Annotated in this window: 13 protein-coding genes; 9 read left to right on the plus strand and 4 right to left on the minus strand. The window is 73.0% G+C overall.

What is annotated here, in order from left to right; all coding sequences use genetic code 11:
- Window positions 1-17 precede the first annotated feature (17 nt).
- The 6 genes from QM779_RS03465 to QM779_RS03490 all read left to right on the plus strand — a co-directional run bounded on the left by QM779_RS03465 (window position 18) and on the right by QM779_RS03490 (window position 9,202).
- The gene (locus QM779_RS03465; RefSeq protein WP_428531644.1) at window positions 18-704 is read left to right on the plus strand and encodes a hypothetical protein; all 687 of its coding nucleotides are present in this window, start codon (window positions 18-20) and stop codon (window positions 702-704) included.
- Window positions 704-2,413 carry a DNA polymerase Y family protein gene (locus tag QM779_RS03470; RefSeq protein ID WP_428531647.1) on the plus strand — a complete coding sequence of 570 codons (1,710 nt, stop codon included), beginning with the start codon at window positions 704-706 and terminating at the stop codon, window positions 2,411-2,413. Before QM779_RS03465 ends, QM779_RS03470 begins: the two co-directional genes overlap by 1 nt.
- On the plus strand, window positions 2,413-5,805 hold the full coding sequence (locus QM779_RS03475) for an error-prone DNA polymerase (protein WP_428531650.1): 3,393 nt from the start codon (window positions 2,413-2,415) through the stop codon (window positions 5,803-5,805). The genes QM779_RS03470 and QM779_RS03475 overlap by 1 nt, the downstream gene beginning before the upstream one ends.
- A 126-nt stretch (window positions 5,806-5,931) precedes the next feature.
- Window positions 5,932-6,897, plus strand: a complete 966-nt coding sequence (locus QM779_RS03480; protein WP_428531653.1) for a L,D-transpeptidase family protein — start codon at window positions 5,932-5,934, stop codon at window positions 6,895-6,897.
- Window positions 6,898-7,037: 140 nt separating this feature from the next.
- Window positions 7,038-8,516, plus strand: coding sequence for a phosphatase PAP2 family protein (locus tag QM779_RS03485; RefSeq protein WP_428531656.1), 1,479 nt, complete (start codon window positions 7,038-7,040; stop codon window positions 8,514-8,516).
- Between the two features lie 329 nt (window positions 8,517-8,845).
- Complete coding sequence (locus tag QM779_RS03490; RefSeq protein ID WP_428531659.1) at window positions 8,846-9,202, plus strand: VOC family protein; 357 nt, start codon at window positions 8,846-8,848, stop codon at window positions 9,200-9,202.
- A gap of 1 nt (window position 9,203) precedes the next feature.
- On the opposite strand, the gene QM779_RS03495 is transcribed toward QM779_RS03490, so the two are convergent.
- Window positions 9,204-9,674 (minus strand): DUF2505 domain-containing protein, encoded by a 471-nt coding sequence (locus tag QM779_RS03495; protein ID WP_428531662.1) that lies wholly within the window; start codon window positions 9,672-9,674, stop codon window positions 9,204-9,206.
- A gap of 57 nt (window positions 9,675-9,731) precedes the next feature.
- Between QM779_RS03495 and QM779_RS03500 the strand changes: the two genes are divergently transcribed.
- From QM779_RS03500 to trpS, 3 genes are all read left to right on the plus strand, one after another.
- On the plus strand, window positions 9,732-14,465 hold the full coding sequence (locus QM779_RS03500; protein WP_428531665.1) for an NAD-glutamate dehydrogenase: 4,734 nt from the start codon (window positions 9,732-9,734) through the stop codon (window positions 14,463-14,465).
- Between the two features lie 41 nt (window positions 14,466-14,506).
- Complete coding sequence (locus QM779_RS03505; RefSeq protein ID WP_428531668.1) at window positions 14,507-15,358, plus strand: PHP domain-containing protein; 852 nt, start codon at window positions 14,507-14,509, stop codon at window positions 15,356-15,358.
- Between the two features lie 186 nt (window positions 15,359-15,544).
- On the plus strand, window positions 15,545-16,672 hold the full coding sequence (trpS, locus tag QM779_RS03510) for a tryptophan--tRNA ligase (RefSeq protein WP_428531671.1): 1,128 nt from the start codon (window positions 15,545-15,547) through the stop codon (window positions 16,670-16,672).
- Window positions 16,673-16,742: 70 nt separating this feature from the next.
- On the opposite strand, the gene QM779_RS03515 is transcribed toward trpS, so the two are convergent.
- From QM779_RS03515 to QM779_RS03525, 3 genes are all read right to left on the minus strand, one after another.
- Window positions 16,743-18,302, minus strand: a complete 1,560-nt coding sequence (locus tag QM779_RS03515) for a DEAD/DEAH box helicase (protein WP_428531674.1) — start codon at window positions 18,300-18,302, stop codon at window positions 16,743-16,745.
- Between the two features lie 154 nt (window positions 18,303-18,456).
- Window positions 18,457-18,681, minus strand: a complete 225-nt coding sequence (locus tag QM779_RS03520; RefSeq protein ID WP_428531677.1) for a DUF3107 domain-containing protein — start codon at window positions 18,679-18,681, stop codon at window positions 18,457-18,459.
- 115 nt (window positions 18,682-18,796) lie between these two features.
- Window positions 18,797-19,678 carry an FHA domain-containing protein gene (locus tag QM779_RS03525; RefSeq protein ID WP_428531680.1) on the minus strand — a complete coding sequence of 294 codons (882 nt, stop codon included), beginning with the start codon at window positions 19,676-19,678 and terminating at the stop codon, window positions 18,797-18,799.
- Between the last annotated feature and the right edge of the window lie 2 nt (window positions 19,679-19,680).

A 19,680-nucleotide genomic window follows, 5' to 3' on the forward strand; every position in this document is an offset into this window, starting at 1 on the left:
TGTTCGATCATCGAGGAGTGGAGTACGCGACGGACCTCGCCAGGGGCGAGCTGCTGGAGCGCCTGCGGGCGCAGGTGGCCACCCGCGAGGCGCGCGTGCGGCCGGCGCCGTTCCCCGTCCCCACCGAGTTGGCGGGGTTGCTGGACGGGGGCCTGAAACCCGGGTCCGCCTATTCGCTGGCCACGTCCGGCGCGCTCCTGCTGGCCCTGCTGGCCGGGCCGTCCGCGGACGGGCACTGGTGCGGGGTGGTGGGCGTCCCCGAGTTCGGGGCGGAGGCTGCCGGGCACGCCGGCGTGGCGCTGGACCGGCTCGCGCTCGTCCCCGATCCCGGAGAGGAGTGGCTGGCCGTCACCGCCGCGCTGCTGGAGGCGGTGCCCGTCGTCGTGGTCCGTCCCCCCGGACGGGTGCGCGAGGCGGACGCGGCCCGGCTGGGCTCCCGGCTGCGGGACCGCGGCTCCGTGCTGCTCGTGCACGGGCCGTGGCCGCGGGCCGAGGCGCTGCTGAGCCTGGAGGAGGCCCGCTGGAGCGGCCTGGGGGACGGCTTCGGCTACCTGTCCCGTCGCGAGGTGACGGTGATCGTCAGCTCCCGGCGGGTCGCGGTTCCGCGCAGCGCACGGCTGGTGCTGCCGACCACCGACGGTCGGCTGGCCGGGGTGCCCTCCGTGCCGCGGGAGCAGCCGGCGCCGCTGCGGGCGGTGGGCTGATGTCCGCCGCAGAACTCTCCACGGTCCCTGAGGAGCGGGCGCAGCGGGTCACTTCCACGCTCCCTGAGGAGCGAGCGCAGCGGATCCCTTCCACGCTCCCTGAGGAGCGGGCGCAGCGAGCGTCACGAAGGGCCGCCGAGCGGTGCCTGGTGCTGTGGTTCCCCGGCTGGCCGGTGACGGCGTGGGCGCTGGCGGAGGGGGCGGACGCGAACCGTCCGATCGCGGTGATGGCGGCGAACCGGGTGGTGGCCTGCTCGCCCGAGGCGTCCGCGGAGGGCGTGGTGACCGGGCAGCGGCGCAGGGAGGCGCAGGCACGCTGCCCCGGGCTGTTGGTGCTGCCGGCGGACGAGGGCAGGGACGCCCGCGAGTTCGACCCCGTGCTGGAGTGCATCGAGGAGATCGCGCCCGGGGTGCAGGTGATCTGGCCGGGGGCGTGCGCGCTGCGTCCGCGCGGGTTGGCGCGCTACGTCGGCAGCGAGGAGGAGGCCGCGGAAGTGCTGCTCGAGGCGGTGGTCGCGTCCCTGGGGCTCACCGGCGGACGCGCGGGGATCGCCGACGGCCGGTTCACCGCCCTGCAGGCCGCCTACGCCGGCGACCCGGTCCGGATCGTCCCTCCCGGAGAGGGCGCCGCCTTCCTCGCCCCGCTGCCGGTGACCCGGCTCGGGGACGAGTCGCTGTCCGCGCTGCTGCCCCGGCTGGGGGTGCACACCCTCGGTGCCTTCGCCGCCCTCGGTCAGGACGCCGTCCGCGACCGGTTCGGCCGCCACGGCGAGCGGCTGCACGCGCTGGCGTCGGGGGCCGACCCCAGCGTCGTCGCCGCGCGCACCCCACCGCCCGAACTGTCCCGACAGATCGGGTTCGAGCCGCCGCTGGCGCTCGTCGACCAGGTGGCGTTCACCGCGCGGGCGACGGTGGAGGAGTTCATCGCCGGCCTGTCGGCGGCCGGCCTGGCCTGCACGGAGCTGCGCATCGAGGTTTCCGGAGAGCGGGACGAACTGGTCGCCCGCACCTGGGGCACCCCGGGGGTGTTCGACGCCCCCGCCGTCGTCGACCGGCTCCGCTGGCAGCTCCAGGCCGCGGCGGGGAGCCGCCTGCACAGCGCGGTGACCGGGGTGCGGCTGGAGCCGCTGGTCGTCGACGCGCTCGCCCACCACGTGCCCGGCCTGTTCGGCTCGGGGACGGACGAACGCGTGCACCACGTGCTGTCCCGCGTGCAGGCGATGCTCGGCCACGACGGGGTCGCCACCGCGCGGATCGGTGGCGGGCGCTGGCTCGCCGAGCGGCAGGAGCTCGTCGCCTGGGGGGACCGGCCGGTGAGTGCCCTGGCGGCGACCCCGCGTCCCCAGGGGGCCAGGGACGCGCCGGGGACGTCGGGGGAGGATGCGGGACCGTGGCCGGGTCGGCTGCCGGACCCGCTGCCCTCTTCGGTGTTCACCTGGCCCCGGCCGGTCCAGCTGCTGACCAGGGAGGGGACCGCGGTCGGGCTGGACGACAGGGACCAGCTGCGGGGGGTGCCCACGGCACTGCTGCTGGAGGACGAGCGGCGCACGGTGATCGGCTGGGCGGGGCCGTGGCCGATCGACGAGCGCTCCTGGGACCCCGTCCGGCACCGGCGGGCCAGCCGGTTCCAGGTCGTCGACGGGGCGGGGACGGCCTGGCTGCTGGTGCTGCAGGCCGGACGCTGGTGGGCAGAGGGGCGGTACGACTGATGGGCTTCAACAACCCCCCGGTCACGTGGCGGACGCTGGAGCGCACCCTCAGCACACCGGAGCAGGGCCGGGTGCCCGCGCAGGACGTGCCGACGTCGTGGAAGCGCGGCCCCTACCAGCCGCCGCCGATCGAGCGACCGGCCGACGCGGTGCCGTACGCCGAACTGCACGCGCACTCGTCCTTCTCGTTTCTGGACGGGGCGTCCGGGCCGGCGGAACTGGCCGAGGAGGCCGAGCGGCTGGGCCTGCACGCGCTGGCGGTCACCGACCACGACGGGCTGTACGGGATCGTCCGGTTCGCCGAGGCCGCGGAGTCGATGCAGGTGAAGACGGTCTTCGGTGCCGAGCTGTCCCTCGACCTGCCCGCCCCGCAGGCGGGGCGGGCCGACCCGGCGGGCTCCCACCTGCTGGTGCTGGCCGCGGGCGAGGAGGGGTACCACCGGCTCGCGGCGGCGATCACGCAGGGCCAACTGCTCGGCGGGGAGAAGGGGCGTCCGGTCTACGACACCGTCGACCTCGCCGCCGGGGCGGACGGCCACTGGGTGGTGCTGACCGGCTGCCGCAAGGGCGCCGTGCGACAGGCGCTCGCGTCCGGAGGGGTGGACGCGGCCGGTCGCGAGCTGGACGACCTCGTCCGCCTGTTCGGACCCGAGCGGGTGTTCGTGGAGCTCACCGACCACGGTCACCCGCTGGACTCCACCCGCAACGACACGCTGGCCGCGCTGGCCGCCGACCGGCGCCTTCCCGTGGTCGCGACCGGCAACGTCCACTACGCCACCCCCGCCCGACACCCACTCGCCCAGGCCGTCGCCGCCGTCCGCGCCAACCGCAGCCTGGACGCCCTCGACGGCTGGCTGCCCGCCGCGGGGACGGCGTACCTGCGCTCGGGGGCGGAGATGGCCGCCCGGTTCGCCCGGTACCCCGGCGCGGTGGCCCGGACGGTCACCCTGGCCGACGAGCTGGCGTTCCCGCTGCGCCGCGCCAAGCCCGCCCTGCCGAAGCAGGAGGTGCCCGACGGCCACACCCCGATGAGCTGGCTGAGGCACCTGGTCTGGGAGGCGGTCCCGTCCCGCTACCCGCACCTGAGCAGCGCGGACGCTGCCCGGATCGAGCGGGAACTCGGCGTCATCGAGGCCAAGGACTTCCCCGGCTACTTCCTGATCGTCCACGACATCGTCGCCGAGGCCCGGCGTCGCGGCATCCTGTGCCAGGGCCGCGGGTCGGCGGCGAACTCCGCGGTCTGCTACCTGCTGAACATCACCGCCGTCGACTCCATCGCCTACGACCTGCCGTTCGAGCGGTTCCTGTCGGCGCTGCGTGACGAGGAGCCCGACATCGACGTCGACTTCGACTCTGACCGGCGCGAGGAGATCATCCAGTGGGTGTTCGACCGGTACGGGCGCGAGCGCGCCGCGCAGGTGTGCAACGTGATCCAGTACCGGCCGAAGAACGCCGTCCGGGACATCTCCCGGGCGCTGGGCTACAGCCCGGGGCAGGGGGACGCCTTCGCCAAGCAGGTGGAGCGCTGGGGCTCGTCGCTGGCCACCGACGAGCACGGTATCCCGGCCGAGGTCGCCGACCTGGCCACGCAGCTGCTGAAGGCGCCGCGGCACCTGGGCATCCACTCCGGCGGGATGGTGCTCACCGAGCGTCCGGTGGGGGAGGTGGTGCCGATCGAGCACGCCCGGATGGAGAGGCGCACCGTGATCCAGTGGGACAAGGACGACGCCGCGTGGATGGGTCTGGTGAAGTTCGACCTGCTGGGGCTGGGCATGCTGGCCGCGCTGCAGTACTGCTTCACCCTGATCGCGGGCGCGACCGGGGAGGCGTGGGAGCTGGCCACCATCCCGAAGGAGGAGCCGGGCGTCTACGACATGCTGTGCCGGGCCGACTCGATCGGGGTGTTCCAGGTCGAGTCCCGCGCCCAGATGGGGCTGCTGCCCCGGCTCCAGCCGCGCCGGTTCTACGACCTGGTGATCCAGATCGCGCTGATCCGTCCCGGCCCGATCCAGGGCGGGGCCGTGCACCCGTTCGTGCGCCGCAAGCTGGGCAGGGAGCCGGTCACCTACGCGCATCCGCTGCTGGAGCCGGTGCTGGAGCGGACGCTCGGCGTCCCGGTGTTCCAGGAGCAGCTGATGCAGATGGCGATGGCGGTGGGGGACTGCACGGGTGAGGACGCCGACCTGCTGCGCAGGGCGATGGGCTCCAAGCGCGGCCTGGAACGGATCGAGTCGCTGAAGGAGAAGCTGTTCGCCGGCATGGCCCGCAACGGGCTGGTCGGGAAGCCGGCCGAGCACCTGTACGCCCAGATCCAGGCGTTCTCGAACTTCGGCTTCGCCGAGTCCCACTCGCTGAGCTTCGCGCTGCTGGTGTACGCGTCCAGCTGGCTGAAGCTGCACTACCCGTCCGCGTTCCTCGCCGGGCTCCTGCGTGCCCAGCCGATGGGCTTCTACTCCCCGGCCACCCTCGTCAACGACGCCAAGCGCCACGGCGTGGACGTGCGGCGTCCCGACCTCGCCCGCTCGGGCGTGGACGCGGTGCTGGAGGCCGTGGCCGCCGACGCGGGATCCCGCTCCCCGCGCGCAGACGCTCCGCTCGCGTCCTGCGTCGCGGCCGACCAGCCTCCGGTGGGGGCGTTCGATCCCACGGCGCCGGACGACTCGGCCGCCCATCGCAGGGACGCAGGGTTCGCCGTGCGGCTGGGGCTGGCCGGGGTGCGCGGGATCGGGGCGGGGGTGGCTGGGCGGATCGTTGCCGAGCGCGACGCGCGCGGGGCGTACACGTCCATGGAGGACCTGGTCCGGCGGACGGGGCTGGCGCAGGAACAGCTGGAGGCGCTGGCGGCGGCCGGGGCGCTGGAGTGCCTGGGGCTCAGCAGACGGCAGGCGCTGTGGCGCGCCGGCAGCGCGGCGCTCGACCAGCCGGGGACGCTGCCGGGCACGCTGGTCGCGTCCCAGCCGCTGCTGTTCGAGGACCCGTCCGCCACGGAGCTGCTCGCCGACGACCTGTGGGCGACCGGGGTGAGCACCGGGGAGCACCCGATCGGCCAGCTGCGGGCCGACCTGGCCACGCGCGGGGTGCTGGCCACCGTCGACCTCGCCACGGCCGAGCCCGGCCGCCGGGTGCGGGTGGGTGGGCTGGTCACCCACCGGCAGCGGCCCGCGACCGCGTCCGGCATCACGTTCCTCAGCCTGGAGGACGAGGGCGGGCTGGTGAACGTGGTCTGCTCCGTGGGGGTGTGGCAGCGCTACCGGAAGGTGGCCCGGTCCTCCCCGGCGCTGGTCGTCCGCGGCACGCTGGAGCGCTCGCCCGAGGGGGTGGTGAACGTGGTGGCCGACCAGCTGGAGGCGCTGCCGATCATGGTCACGCACTCCTCCCGGGACTTCCACTGACCTGCGGGTACGCAAGGATGCGCGCAGGTCGGAAACCTCGTGTTCACCCGCGGCAGGTACCCTTTTCCTGGTCAGGACGGACGCGACCCCAGCCGCGTCCCCGACACGACAGTGCGGAAGGACCCCATGAGCCCGACCCTCCCGTCCGAGCGGCGCACGATGCCGCGCGCCCTGGTGGCGGTGGCCGTGGCCGTGATGCTCGTCGCGTCCGGCTGTGCCCGCACCCTTCCCGAATCACCCACGCAGGGCGCCTTCGGCCCCGCGAGCGAACAGGTCACGCCGTCCCCGACCGGGGTCGCGACCGCCACGGCGTCCCCGACCAGCTCGCCGACGGCGACGTCCACGCCGACCACCACTCCGACGCCGAAGCCGACGCCCACCGACCCGTGGAAGGCGCTCAGCGCCAAGACCCAGAAGCAGTTCAAGAAGTGCCGCACGACCACCGTCGGTCCGGGCTCGTCGGGGGCGTGCGCGCTGCTGGTGGTCAAGAAGCTGAAGGCGGCCCACTACTACCCGTGGGCGCTGACCAGCCGGATCAACCAGACCTCCGGGGCCAACGCGATCCTGAACTACCAGCGGTCCCGCGGCCTGCCCGCGACCGGGATCGTCGCGAAGAAGACCTGGCTGGCGCTGGCGTCCAAGGCGCCCGTGGTGCCGACGGTGCTGCCGAAGAAGTGCCTGACCAAGGGCGTCGTGATCTGCGTCGACCAGGCCCACCGCAAGCTGTTCTGGCTGAAGGACGGCGAGGTCAAGAAGACCGTCAAGGTGCGGGTGGGTGGCTACAACTACCTCAAGAAGAAGAAGCAGAAGAAGGGGGAGTGGCGGATCTACGCCACCGCCAACGGCACCTGGAAGGTCTACGACAAGCAGGTCGACCCGCCGTCGGACAACTACGGCTCCGGCGCGATGCCCTACAGCGTGATGTTCTACCCGGACATGTACGTGCACTACTCGCCGGGGTTCCACGCGGTCGGCTACGCGGGGTCGAGCCACGGCTGCGTGAACGTCGGCAGCCTGTCCGACGCGATCTGGATCTTCAAGCACACCCCGATCGGGGCGAAGGTGCACATCTTCTCCGCCACCAAGGTGTAGTCGCGCCGCACGATCACCGTCCGTTCACCGGGCGGACGTCTCAGCGCCGATCGCCGGCCACGCGCGCTTCCTAACGTGCGGATCGCCACCTCGCCCAGGGCTCCCCTGGCCAGGACACCGAAAGAAGGCGATCCCCACCCATGCCCCTTGATCCCTCACCCGTGCGCGCCCGTCGGCTCCCGCTCCTGCGCGGGCTCGCCGCTGCCGCGACCCTCGCACTGCTGGCCACCTCTGGCGCGGTTCCCGCCCAGGCCGCGACCTACTCCAGCGACTCCACCAAGCCGAACCTCGTCGCCGGCCTGTCCGGCTACAGCGACCTGTGGCAGTCCTCCGGCACCAACGACCTGCACGGCACGGTGAAGAACGCCGCGGAACTGCAGTGGAACGACCGCCTGACCAGCTGGATCAACCAGCACGCGACCAGCGACCAGCAGTTCCGGGCCCTGCAGAACTCGGCCTACCTGGCCTCCGACCTGTCGGGCTACGACCAGTCCATCTCGATCGCCGACGGTCTGGGCAAGAACCTGGGCTCGCTGTACGTGCAGGGCCGGATCTCCGGCGCACTCCCGCTGACCTCCGCGCTGATCAACAGCTCCAACGGCACGACGGGCGCCTACGTCAGCACCTCGACGGCGAAGGCGACGTTCAGCTACCCGCGTCCCTTCCTGAACGTCGACCCGACGGCGACCAAGGTGGACGGTGACACCGACGCGTGTGCGCCGAGCGCGGTGAACGGGTCGTCGCTGGCCTCGATCCGCAAGGGGAAGAGCTGGGCCGACGCGTCCGGCAACCTGAAGGTCACGCGTGTCGCGGCCACGACCGACACGACCAAGGAGTTCGCGACCACGGACGTGACGCTCGACCCGGGCTACGGCACGGCGGGCATCTGCACGGGCGGCGCCTTCCCCAGCGGTCACACCACCACTGCCTACGAGGCCGGCATCACCCTGGCCACGCTGCTGCCCCAGCTCGCCCCGCAGATCCTGGCCCGGGCGTCCGAGGCCGGCAACAACCGGATCGTGCTCGGCGTCCACTACCCGCTGGACATCATCGGCGGCCGGATGAACGGTGAGATGGCCCTCTCGGCGCGCTGGTCGGACGAGGCCTTCCGCACTGACGTGCTCGAGCCGGCCCGCACCGAGCTGGTGAACTACCTCGAGCAGCAGTGCGGCAACACGCTGGCGAAGTGCATCGCGGCCGACACCTCCTACACCGACAACCCGTACGGCGGGGCGAAGATCCCCGGCGGCACCAGCCAGGTCGTGAAGGACCGCAAGTCGGCGATCAAGGTGTACACCGAGCGGCTCGGCTACGGGTTCGCACCGACCACGTCCACGCGGCAGGCCGCGTCCGTCCCGGCCGGTGCGGAGAACCTGCTGCTGAGCACGTTTCCGACCCTGACCGACGCCCAGCGCAGCTCGATCCTGGCCCAGACCGAGATCCGTTCGGGCAACCCGCTGGACACCACCTGGGCCAGCGCCCACGGCACCGCTCCCGGCTCGTGGCAGCGGCTCAATCTGGCCACCGCCATGTCGGCAACGGTCAAGGTGTTCAGGAACGGCAAGGTCAAGGTGGTCTCCACCGGCGGCCAGCCGAAGCTGATCGTGCTGTCGAAGTAGGGCGGCCCCCGCGGCCGCGGTCCCTGGCTCCGTCCGCCCTTGCTCCCGAAAGGCGGCCTTGCTCCCCGAATTCCGGGAGCAAGGCCGCCTTTTGGGAGCGAACGCAACGGGTGGGACGGGTGGGACGGCACTGGCGGGGGAGTCGGTCGTCCCAAGCCCGGGCCGTCCCCCACAGACGCTCCCGAAACGCGCGGACGCTCCCGAAATCTCGGTGGCTTCTGCGAGTTTCGGGAGCGTTTGCGCGGGAGTGGGACGGATGGGACGGAGGGGAGTCGGCGTCGGCGGTTGCAGCGGCTGCACTGCCGCGGGACGGCGGCCTAGGGTGGGGCATGGCTATCGCACGTTTCCCCAGCGTCGTGCTCGACTGCCCCGACCCGGCGGCGCTGGCCGGCTTCTACGGGGCGATGCTCGACTGGAAGGTCGAGCTCGATGACGGCTGGGCCGACATCCGGGCTGATTACGGCCAGTGCTTCTCGTTCCAGAAGGTGGACGACTACCGCCCCCCGGTGTGGCCGGGCCAGGACGTGCCGCAGCAACTGCACATCGACGTGATGGTCGACGACCTGGACGAGGCCGAGGTGGCGGTGCTCGCCCTCGGCGCGACGAAGACCGTGTTCCAGCCGGGGACGACCTTCCGGGTGTTCCTCGACCCCGCCGGGCACCCGTTCTGCCTCTGCGTGGAGTGAGCTACCGCGCCAGGAACTCGGTCCCGACCCGCTGCTGGATCTCCAGCGCCTCCAGCAGCAGGGGAGCGGCCTGTTTGGCCAGCCCCGGCCCCAGGAACGGGACGTTCACCGTCAGCTCACCGTCGTAGTGCAGCACCGACCCCGAGCCGCCCGGACGCAGCGTCACGACCCCGACCAGCTCGGCCGGCAACCCCTCGACGGTGATGTGCGCGGCGCCGCGGCGTCCCCCGTCGACCTCGCCGGGCTCCCACGTGATCTCGTCGACCACCGCCATCCGTGGCCCGGCGAGCCTGGCCACCACGGACGGGGTCGGCATCACGCGGCGGGTGGAGGTGCGCAGCCCGTCCACGGTCACGTCGTGCTCGAGCGGATCGGTCGCCAGGCACACCGCCCGCAGGAAGACCGGGTCGGTGAGCATCGCGAACACCGTGGGCACGGGCGCGGCGAAGTCGTTCGTGGCGTGTATCTCCATGCCGCCCATTCTGGCGTGGATAGGGTGGATGAGGTCCCAAGCTGCGAAGGAGCAGGCGTGTCCAGTCTCGTGCCCGGCGTTTCGGCAGGGCTGCGTGAGTCCCTCACCCGTGTCACCGAGGGTGGGCAGCCGGCCGATCCCGGGTTCTCCCGCCTCGTGGCCGCCTACCTGCAGCCCGTCCCCGAGCCCGACCTCGTCGGCATTGAGCCGGCCTCGCTGGCCGCCACCGTCGCGGCGCACCTGGCCCTCGGCGCGACCCGCCGGCCGGGGGAGCACCTCGTCCGGGTGATCACGCCCGGGCAGGTCCCGGGCATCGGCGCCGACGGCTCCACGCTCGCCCTGCTCGTCAGCGACGACCGTCCCTTCCTCGTCGACACCGTCACCATGGAACTGACTGGCCGCGACTGGAGCCTGCGCCGGCTGTACCACCCCCAGCTGCGGGTGGCGAGGGACGCGGACGGCCGTCTCGTCGAGCTGGCTGCCGGCGACCACGGCCTGGCCGAGTCGTGGATCGCGCTGGAGGTCTACCCGCCGCTGGGGGAGGCGGCCGACGGTCTCGCCGGAGCCCTGGCGGACGGGCTGCGCCGCGCCCTCGAGGTGCTCACCGTCGTCGTCGACGACTGGCGGCCGATGGTCGCCCGGGCGCGGTCTGCGGCCGACGAACTGCGCGGGACCGGTCCGGACGCCGAGGAGGCCGTCGCCGTGCTGGACTGGCTGGCCGCCGACAACTTCGTGTTCCTCGGCGCGGCCGACTACGTGCGGGACGGCGACCGGCTGGTCCCCGTGCCCGGCACCGGCCTCGGCCTGCTGACCGGTGCCACCGAGCCGGATGACGTCACCGTCCCCGTGGCCGGCGAGCGCGACCCGCTCGTGCTCGTGCGCGACCCGCGCCGCTCGCCCGTGCACCGTCCGGTCCACCTCGAGCACGTGGCCGTCCGCACCTACGCCGACGACGGGACGCTGGTCCGGGAGCACCGGTTCCTCGGCCTGCTCGCCGCCTCGGCGTACACCGAGTCGGTGGCCACGATCCCGCTCCTGGCCGCGAAGTCGCGCCAGCTGCTGGAGGGGTCCGGCTTCGAGCCGCACTCCCACGGCTGGAACGCCGTCCGCCAGGTCGTCGCCACCTACCCGCGCGACGAGCTGTTCGAGGCCAAGGTCGAGGAGCTCGCCCCGATCGTCGCCGCCGTCGCGGGGCTGCGCGAACGCCGGCAGGCCCGGGTCTTCCTGCGTCGCGCGCGCTACGGCGCGTTCGCGACCGCGCTGGTGTACCTGCCCCGCGACCGGTACAACACCGACACCCGGCTGCGGATCCAGCAGATCCTGATCGAACGCCTCGGCGGCGTCGAGGTGGAGTTCTCCACCCTGGTCAGCGAGTCGGTGCTGACCCGGCTGTTCTTCGTCGTCCGGCTGGGCCCGGACGCCCCCGCGGAGCCGGACGGCGAGTTGATCGCCCGCGAGGTGGCCGCCGCGGCCCGTAGCTGGGAGGACGACTTCGTCGCGCTCGTCGACGCGTTGCCGAGCGAGCAGCGGGGGGTCGAGTTCAGCGAGGCGTACACCGCCGACTACGCCCCGTCCGCCGCGGTCGCCGACCTCACGCTGGCCAACCAGCTCGTCGACCACGACGACCTGCGGCTGTGCATCTTCTCCCCGCACGACCCGTCCGACCCGTCCGACGTGCGGCTGAAGGTGATCACGCAGCGCGCGATGTCCCTGACCGAGGTGATGCCGCACCTCGCCGTCCTGGGGGCGGACGTCGTCGACGAGCGCCCGTACAGCTGGGACCTGCGCGGACGCCGCGTCCTCGTCTACGACTTCGGCCTGAAGCTCCCGGCCGACCTGGCCGCCCGCGCCCGCACGGTCGGCATCCGGCAGCGCTTCATGGACGTGTTCGTCGCCTCGGTGACCGGACGCTGCGAGGCCGACGCGCTGAACCGGCTGGTGGTCGCGGCCGGCCTGGACTGGCGCCAGGTCAGCTGGCTGCGCGCGATCTCGCGCTACCTCCAGCAGGCCGGCGTCCCGTTCAGCCAGCCGTACCTGGCGACGGCACTGAACGCCCACCCCGACCTCGCCGCCGGCCTGGCCGCCGCCTTCGCCGACCGGTTCGACCCCGACGCCCACGCCACCCCGGAGGCGAGGGACGCGGCGTATGCGGAGCGACGCGCCGACCTGCTCGCCCAGCTGGACGCCGTCGAGAGCCTCGACCACGACCGGATCCTGCGGGCGTTCCTCGCTGTCGTCGACGCGAGCGTCCGCACCAATGCGTTCACCGGCACCGACACGCTGGCCCTGAAGCTGCTGCCCGCGCAGCTCGCCCTGCTGCCCGAGCCGCGGCCGGCGTTCGAGGTGTTCGTGTACTCCCCGCGCGTGCAGGGCGTCCACCTCCGCTTCGGCGCGGTCGCGCGCGGGGGCCTGCGCTGGTCGGACCGCAGGGAGGACTTCCGCACCGAGGTGCTCGGACTGGTCAAGGCCCAGCTGGTCAAGAACACGGTGATTGTGCCGAGCGGGGCCAAGGGCGGCTTCGTCCCGCAGCACCTCCCGGACGCGGCGGACCGCGCGGCGTGGCTGGCCGAGGGGAAGGCCTGCTACCGGGTGTTCGTGGACGCCCTGCTCGGCATCACCGACAACATCGTGGCCGGGCGGGTCGTCCCACCCGAGCGGGTCGTGCGCTACGACGGCGACGACCCGTACCTCGTGGTGGCGGCCGACAAGGGCACCGCGACCTTCTCCGACCTGGCCAACGAGGTGTCGGTCGGACGCGGCTTCTGGCTCGGCGATGCGTTCGCGTCCGGGGGGTCCAGCGGCTACGACCACAAGGCCATGGGGATCACGGCCCGCGGCGCCTGGGAGTCGGTCCGGCGGCACTTCGCCGACCTCGGCCTCGACCCCGCCGTCGACGCCTTCACCTGCGTCGGCATCGGCGACATGGCCGGCGACGTGTTCGGCAACGGCATGCTGCTCTCGGACCGGATGTCGCTGGTCGCGGCGTTCAACCACGTCCACGTGTTCCTCGACCCCGACCCCGACCCGGCGGTCTCCTTCGCAGAGCGGCAGCGGCTGTTCGCGCTGTCCGGCTCGACCTGGGCGGACTACGACGCGTCCCTGGTCTCGGCCGGCGGCGGGGTGTTCCGCAGGGACGCGAAGTCCGTGCCGGTCAGCCCGCAGGTGCGCCGCGTGCTCGGGCTGCCGGAGGACGCCGAACACCTCACCCCGAACGAGCTGGTCAGCGCGATCCTGTGCGCGCCGGTCGACCTGCTGTTCAACGGTGGCGTGGGCACCTTCGTGAAGGCGGCACCCGAGTCGCACGCGGACGCCGGCGACAAGGCCAACGACGCCGTCCGGGTCGACGGCGGACGCCTGCGCGCCCGGTGCGTGGCCGAGGGCGGCAACCTCGGGTTCACCCAGCTCGGACGCGTCGAGTACGCGCGGGCGGGCGGACGGATCGGGACCGACTTCATCGACAACTCCGCGGGCGTGGACACGTCCGACCACGAGGTGAACATCAAGATCCTGCTGGCTCCCGAGGTCGAGTCCGGCCGGCTGGGCGAGGACGACCGGCGCGCGCTGCTCGCGTCCATGACCGACGAAGTGGCCCGGCTGGTGCTCGCCCACAACTTCGACCAGAACGTGGCGCTGGCCAACTCGATGTACCGGCGGGTGGTGCTGGCGGGACAGCACGAGGCGTGGATGCGGACCCTCACCGACGACGGCCTGCTCGACCGGTCGATCGAGGACCTGCCGTCCAGCGCGGAGATGACCGAACGGATCGCCGCCGGCGAGGGGCTGACCCGCCCGGAGCTCGCGGTCCTGCTGTCCTACACGAAGATCGCGCTGGACCGGTGGGTGCTCGCGTCCGACCTTCCCGACGACCCGTATCTCGCCGACCGGCTCGTCCAGTACTTCCCCGAGCCGCTGCGGGAGCGCTACGCCGACCGGATGCCCGCCCACCGGCTGGCGCGGGAGATCGTCGCGACGGTGGCGGTGAACCGGTTCGTGAACAGCCAGGGCATCACGGCCTACCACCGGCTGTCGACCGAGACCGGGTCGGGGATCGCGGACATCATCAGGGCGCAGCTGGCCTCTCGGGCGATCTTCGCCGTCGGCCTCGACGAGGTACGGCTGCGGCGCAACACCGGCCTGGCCGCTGCCGACGCCACGCGGCTGCGGGTGACGCTGCGCCGGATGGTCGAGCGCGCCACGCGCTGGCTGCTGCACCACCAGCGTGGCGCGCTGGACGTCACCGCGGCCGTCGCGGCCTACGGTGCCGAGATCGCGCAATTGCGTCCGGAGCTGCCGCGGCTGCTCACCGGCGGCCAGGCAACCGCGGCGCAGGAGCTGACCGCGCACTGGATCGAGGCGGGGCTGTCGGCGGAGCTCGCGGCGACCATGGCGACCGCGGGGCAGGCGCACACCCTGCTCAGCGTCGTCGAGGTGGCCCACCGGCTGGGCCTCGCGCCGCTGCGGGTGGCCGAGGTGCACTACCGGTTGTCGGCGGCGGCGGGCATCGACCAGCTGGCCGCAGGGGTGGACGGGCTGCCGCGGCAGGTCCGCTGGGACGCGATGGCGCGCGCGGCGCTGCGCGACGAGTTGCTGGCCGCGCACGCAGAGCTCACCGCCGAGGTGCTGTCCGGTGCCGATCCGGACGCGCCACCGAGCCAGGTGGTCGCGGCGTGGGCGGCGTCCGAAGCGGCGCTCGCCACCCGGGTGGCGACGATCCGCGCGCTCACCGACGGCCCGGCCGACGTGGCCAGGATGAACGTGGGACTCGCCCAGGTGCGCGCCATGCTCGGCTGACGACTCCGGCCCGTGAGGATGCCGGATGGCAGGATGGGGCGATGCGCATCGACCTGCACACGCACAGCGCGGTCTCGGACGGGACGGACACGCGGGCCGAACTCGTCGCGAACGCCCGGGCCGCCGGTCTCGACGTGGTGGCCCTGAGCGACCACGACACCTTCGACGGCCTGGCCGAGGCCGTGCAGGCGGGGACCGAGCTCGATATCCGGGTGTTGCGCGGCATTGAGATCTCGGCGGAGCACGACGGGACGTCGGTGCACCTGTTGGGGTACGGGTGCCGTGCCGACGACGGGCCGCTGAACGACGAGCTGGCGAAGATCAGGGAGGGGCGGAGCGGTCGCGTCCCGACCATGCTGCGCCGGTTGGCCGAGGCGGGGATGCCGGTCCCGGAGGACGTGCTGGCGAGGTACGTCGGCGACAGCCCGTCGATCGGGCGTCCGCACCTGGCCGACGCGATGATCGAGCTCGGCTACGTCGCCGACCGCACGGAGGCCTTCGACACCTGGCTGGCCGAGGACCGTCCGATCTTCGTGAAGCGCTACTCGGTGCCGCTGGCTGCGGGCCTCGACCTCGTCCGCGCCGCGGGCGGGGTGGCGGTGATCGCCCATCCGTGGGGACGCGTCAGCCGTGACCAGCTGCCCGTCGAGGTTCTGGCCGGGTTCGCGCGGGCGGCCCGGCTGGACGGCGTGGAGGTCGACCACCAGGACCACGACGCGGCCACCCGCGCGGAGCTGCGGGCGCTGGCCGACCGGCTGGGCCTGCTGGCGACCGGCTCGTCCGACTACCACGGCACCGGCAAGGTCGACCACGACCTCGGCTGCAACACCACCGGCCCGGCCGTCCTCACCGAGATCAGCGCGCGGGTCGCGGAGCGCGGCGGCGTCCTGTGAGCCACGTCCGGTGGGCCGCGCCGCCGGACGGGGAAGCGTGCGGGGAGTGGTAGATTGGCGGCCGTGCATTCGAGGATCTGGTGGCGGCCGTAGCGACGGCCCGAACCCCCTGATCCACACCCACGGCCGTCCGTCGCAGGCGGCCGTTTCGCATGCCTGAGCCGGGTGGCCCGACCGAGGAGAACCATGTCCGACCCGCAGAGCGTGACCGTGACCGACACCACCGGTGACGACCTCGCCCAGTCCACCTCCGACGCCTCCCTGCGCCGCACCGAGGCCCGCAGCGCGGAGATCGAGGCGCAGATCGCGAAGGACCCGTCCGGCTTCCGGGTGATGACCGGTGACCGCCCGACCGGCAACCTGCACCTGGGCCACTACTTCGGCTCGCTGGCCAACCGCGTGCGGATCCAGGACGCCGGCGTCGAGACCTACATCCTGATCGCCGACTACCAGGTGATCACCGACCGTGACGGCACCGGCCCGATCCACGAACGGGTGCTCGGCATGCTGGCCGACTACCTGGCGATCGGCCTCGACCCGGCCCGCACCACCATCTACGCGCACTCGGCCGTGCCCGCGCTGAACCAGCTGCTGCTGCCGTTCCTCTCCCTCGTCACGGACGCGGAACTGCGCCGCAACCCCACGGTGAAGGCCGAGCTGGACGCGACCGGCGACCGCCCGATGTCCGGCCTGCTGCTCACCTACCCCGTGCACCAGGCCGCGGACATCCTGTTCTGCAAGGCCAACCTCGTGCCGGTCGGCAAGGACCAGCTGCCGCACCTCGAGCAGACCCGCGTGGTCGCCCGCCGCTTCGACGAGCGGTACGGCCGCGTCGACCCCGCCCGTCCGGTGTTCCCGCAGGCGGAGGCGCTGCTGAGCAAGGCGTCGACGGTGCTGGGGCTGGACGGCACGAAGATGAGCAAGACCAAGGGCAACGTGATCGAGATCGGGATGGACGCCGACACGACGGCGAAGCTGATCCGCAAGGCCGTGACCGACTCCGACCGGCACATCACCTACGACCCCGCGAACCGTCCGGAGGTGTCGAACCTGCTGATGCTCGCGTCGCTGTGCACGGGCCGCGACCCGGTCGAGATCGCCGACGCGATCGGCGACGGGGGCGGCGGCGGGCTGAAGAAGCTGGTCACCGAGGCCGTCAACGAGTTCTTCGCCCCGATCCGGGCCCGCCGCGTCGAGCTCGCTGCCGACCCCGGCCACCTGCTCGACGTGCTGCGCCGCGGCAACGCCCACGCCAACGAGGTGGGCGACGCCACCCTCGCCGAGGTGCGCGCCGCCATGAACATGGTGTACTGACAGCCTCCCAGGACGACGAACGCCCCGGCACGGTGCCGGGGCGTTCGCGCGCGATGTGGGATGCGACGGTTCAGGAGGCCTCGACCTGCTGGCCCTCACGGTTGCCGCCGGAGCGACGACGGCGGCGCCGACGGTTGCGCGAACCAGCCGTGGTGACCGCGCCGTCAGCGGACGCGTCCGCGGCGGGGGCATCGGCGGTGGCGGGCGTGGTCACGACGTCCACGCCGGCCTCGCCCTCGACCGGCTCGCCGTTGCGGAGCCTGCGTCGCGTCCGCTCGCGCGGGGCGCGATCGGCGTGGTCCTTGTGGTGGTGGCCGTCCTTGTGGTGGTGGTCCTTGTGGTCCCTGCCCGCGTCGCGCTCGCGCGGGGCTGCGGCCTTGAGACGCCCCTTGGTGCCCTCGGGGATGCCCAGGTCGGCGTACAGGTTGGGCGAGGTGGAGTAGGTCTCGACGAGTTCGGGGAAGCCGAGCTCGAGCGCCTTGTTGATCACCTTCCACCGGGTCACGTCCGCCCAGTCGACCAGGGTCACCGCCGTGCCCTTCGCACCCGCGCGGCCGGTGCGTCCGATCCGGTGCACGTAGGTCATCTCGGAGTCGGGGCACTCGTAGTTGATCACGTGGCTGACGTCGGTGATGTCGATGCCGCGGGCGGCCACGTCCGTGGCGACCAGGACCGACACCAAGCCCAGCCGGAACTTCTTCAGCGCCTTCTCGCGCGCGACCTGGTTGAGGTCGCCGTGGATCGAGGTGGCCTCGAAGCCGCGGTCGACGAGTTCGTCGGCCAGCCGCTGCGCGGCCCGCTTGGTGCGGGTGAAGATCATCGTCCGGGTGCAGCCGGGCGCCTGCAGGATGCGTCCGACGATCTCGGGCTTGTCGAGGTCGTGGGTCTGGTACACGAACTGGGTGGTGTCCGGCACGGTGAGCTGCGCGTCGTGGGTCTCGGCGCGGACGTTCACGGGCTGGTTCAGGTGCATCCGGGCGAGCGCGACGATGGCCGAGGGCATCGTCGCGCTGAACAGCAGGGTCTGGCGCGACTTCGGGGTCTTGCCGATCAGCCGCTCGACGTCGGGCAGGAAGCCGAGGTCGAGCATCTCGTCGGCCTCGTCCAGGACCAGGACGCGGACCTGGGACAGGTCGAGGGAGCGGCGGTTGGCCAGGTCGAGGAGGCGCCCGGGGGTGCCGACGACGACGTCGACGCCGGACGCGAGCGCGTCGAGCTGGGTGTCGTAGCCGACGCCGCCGTAGACGGTGAGGACGCGGGCCTGCCGCACCGACGACGCGTCCGCGAGGTCGCGGGCGACCTGCAGCGCGAGCTCGCGCGTGGGGCACATCACCAGCGCCTGCGGCGAGCCGGGCACCTTCAGGTCCGCGTACTCGGGGTCGGTGGGGACGGCGATGCGCTGGAGCAGGCTGACGCCGAAGGCGAGGGTCTTGCCCGTGCCCGTCCGCGCCTGCCCGATCATGTCGGTGCCGGCCACCGCGATCGGGATGGCGAGTGCCTGGATCGGGAAGGGGTGGACGATCCCGAGCTTGGCGAGGGCCTCGGAGATCTCGGGGATGACGCCGAGGTCGGCGAACGTGCGTTCGTCGACCTCGGTCTGGTTCTCGATGCTGATGTCGGTCAGGGTCATGCCTTCTGGTGTCACTGCAGCCGGCGACGGCGCAGAGGTGTTCGGACCGCCGGCGGCGCCGTTCGGGCCGCTCGAGGCAGGCGCGCACGTGGGGGTGCGGCGGAGCCAGTCTAGCGCGCCCGCGCCCGTGGTCCCGCAGGCGGGCGGGGCGGCGTCAGAGCGAGCCGAAGCCGACCGTGCGGGTCTTCTCCTGGCCGAGGTCGATGTAGGCGACCTTGTCCGCGGCCACGAGGACCTTGCGACCCTTCTCGTCGGTGAGCGCCAGGAGGGTGCCGTCGGTGAGGGCCTTGCGCAGGTCGGCCTCCACCTGCGCAGCGGTCGCGTCCGTCTCGACCGTGAGTTCGCGGGCGACGTGCTGGATGCCGATCTTGATCTCCACCGTTCCTCCTTGTTGGCTGCGTGGCCAAGCTACCAGCGGGGATCCGGGCAGCGGCCCCGCGTACGCCGAGAGCGCAACCGGGCGGCACGATGGGAACCGTCCCCAGCGTGCCGGGTCAGCCGGCGAGGGCTTCCTTCTCGTCCTGCGTGGCGCGGCGGAGGACGATCCTGGTCCAGGCGCCGACGTAGATGCGCTGGCCGGGGGACAACTCGACGCGTCCCTGCGGGATCGGCATCGCGGGCAGCGGACCCGCCGCGGAACCGACGAACGTGCCGTTCGCCGAGTCGAGGTCCTCGATCCACCAGCGGGTGCCGTCGGTGGTGAGCATGGCGTGGCGCCGGCTGCAGCCGGTGTCGAGCTCGCAGTCGACGTCGGGGAAGATCCCGCGGCTGTGCGAGACCCGTCCGACCAGGTTGGCGTCCTTGACCAGGGGGACGATGTCCGGCAGCCCCGCGGACGGGAGCGGATCGGTGGACCCCTGCGCGGCGTACCAGTCGGGATCGATCCACAACTCGGCGACCCACTCCACGGCCTTCCGCGCCGGGGGGAGCGGAGCGGACGCGGCCGGCTCGACAGGAGCCGCGGCCTGCTCGGTGGGCACCTCGGCAGGCCCGCCGTCCTCGTGCATCGCCGCCGACGTGGGGGACTCCTCGTCGAACACCGACGTCGGGTCGGGCTCGGTGACGACGTCGTGCTCCGCCACCGGGACGGGCGCCGCGGCCACGGGCGCCGCGGCCACGGGCGCCGCGGCCACGGGAGCAGCCGGGACGGCCGCGGCCGGCGCGGTGCCGGTCGTGAAGTCGAACCCGCAGGCCTCGCAGAACAGCGCGTCGGCCACGTTGGTGGTGCCGCACTGCGGGCAGGTGATCGGGGCGGTCGGCGCCTCGACGGCCGGTTCGGGGACGGCGCTGCCGGCCTGCTCGGGCGCCAGCGGCAGGCCGCAGGTGTCGCAGAAGTCGGTCTGGCTCGTCTGGTGCCCGGCCGGACAGATCGGCATGG

This window comes from Propionicimonas sp. (assembly GCF_049840635.1).
Taxonomy (GTDB): Bacteria; Actinomycetota; Actinomycetes; order Propionibacteriales; family Propionibacteriaceae; genus Propionicimonas.

What these genes read in the sequence shown, in the direction of transcription:
- QM779_RS03470 (WP_428531647.1), top strand. Translation starts at nt 704, where the DNA reads ATGTCCGCCGCAGAACTCTCCACGGTCCCTGAGGAGCGGGCGCAGCGG.
- QM779_RS03475 (WP_428531650.1), top strand. Translation starts at nt 2,413, where the DNA reads ATGGGCTTCAACAACCCCCCGGTCACGTGGCGGACGCTGGAGCGCACC.
- QM779_RS03480 (WP_428531653.1), top strand. Translation starts at nt 5,932, where the DNA reads ATGAGCCCGACCCTCCCGTCCGAGCGGCGCACGATGCCGCGCGCCCTG.
- QM779_RS03485 (WP_428531656.1), top strand. Translation starts at nt 7,038, where the DNA reads ATGCCCCTTGATCCCTCACCCGTGCGCGCCCGTCGGCTCCCGCTCCTG.
- QM779_RS03490 (WP_428531659.1), top strand. Translation starts at nt 8,846, where the DNA reads ATGGCTATCGCACGTTTCCCCAGCGTCGTGCTCGACTGCCCCGACCCG.
- QM779_RS03495 (WP_428531662.1), bottom strand. Translation starts at nt 9,674, where the DNA reads ATGGAGATACACGCCACGAACGACTTCGCCGCGCCCGTGCCCACGGTG.
- QM779_RS03505 (WP_428531668.1), top strand. Translation starts at nt 14,507, where the DNA reads ATGCGCATCGACCTGCACACGCACAGCGCGGTCTCGGACGGGACGGAC.
- trpS (WP_428531671.1), top strand. Translation starts at nt 15,545, where the DNA reads ATGTCCGACCCGCAGAGCGTGACCGTGACCGACACCACCGGTGACGAC.
- QM779_RS03515 (WP_428531674.1), bottom strand. Translation starts at nt 18,302, where the DNA reads ATGACCCTGACCGACATCAGCATCGAGAACCAGACCGAGGTCGACGAA.
- QM779_RS03525 (WP_428531680.1), bottom strand. Translation starts at nt 19,678, where the DNA reads ATGCCGATCTGTCCGGCCGGGCACCAGACGAGCCAGACCGACTTCTGC.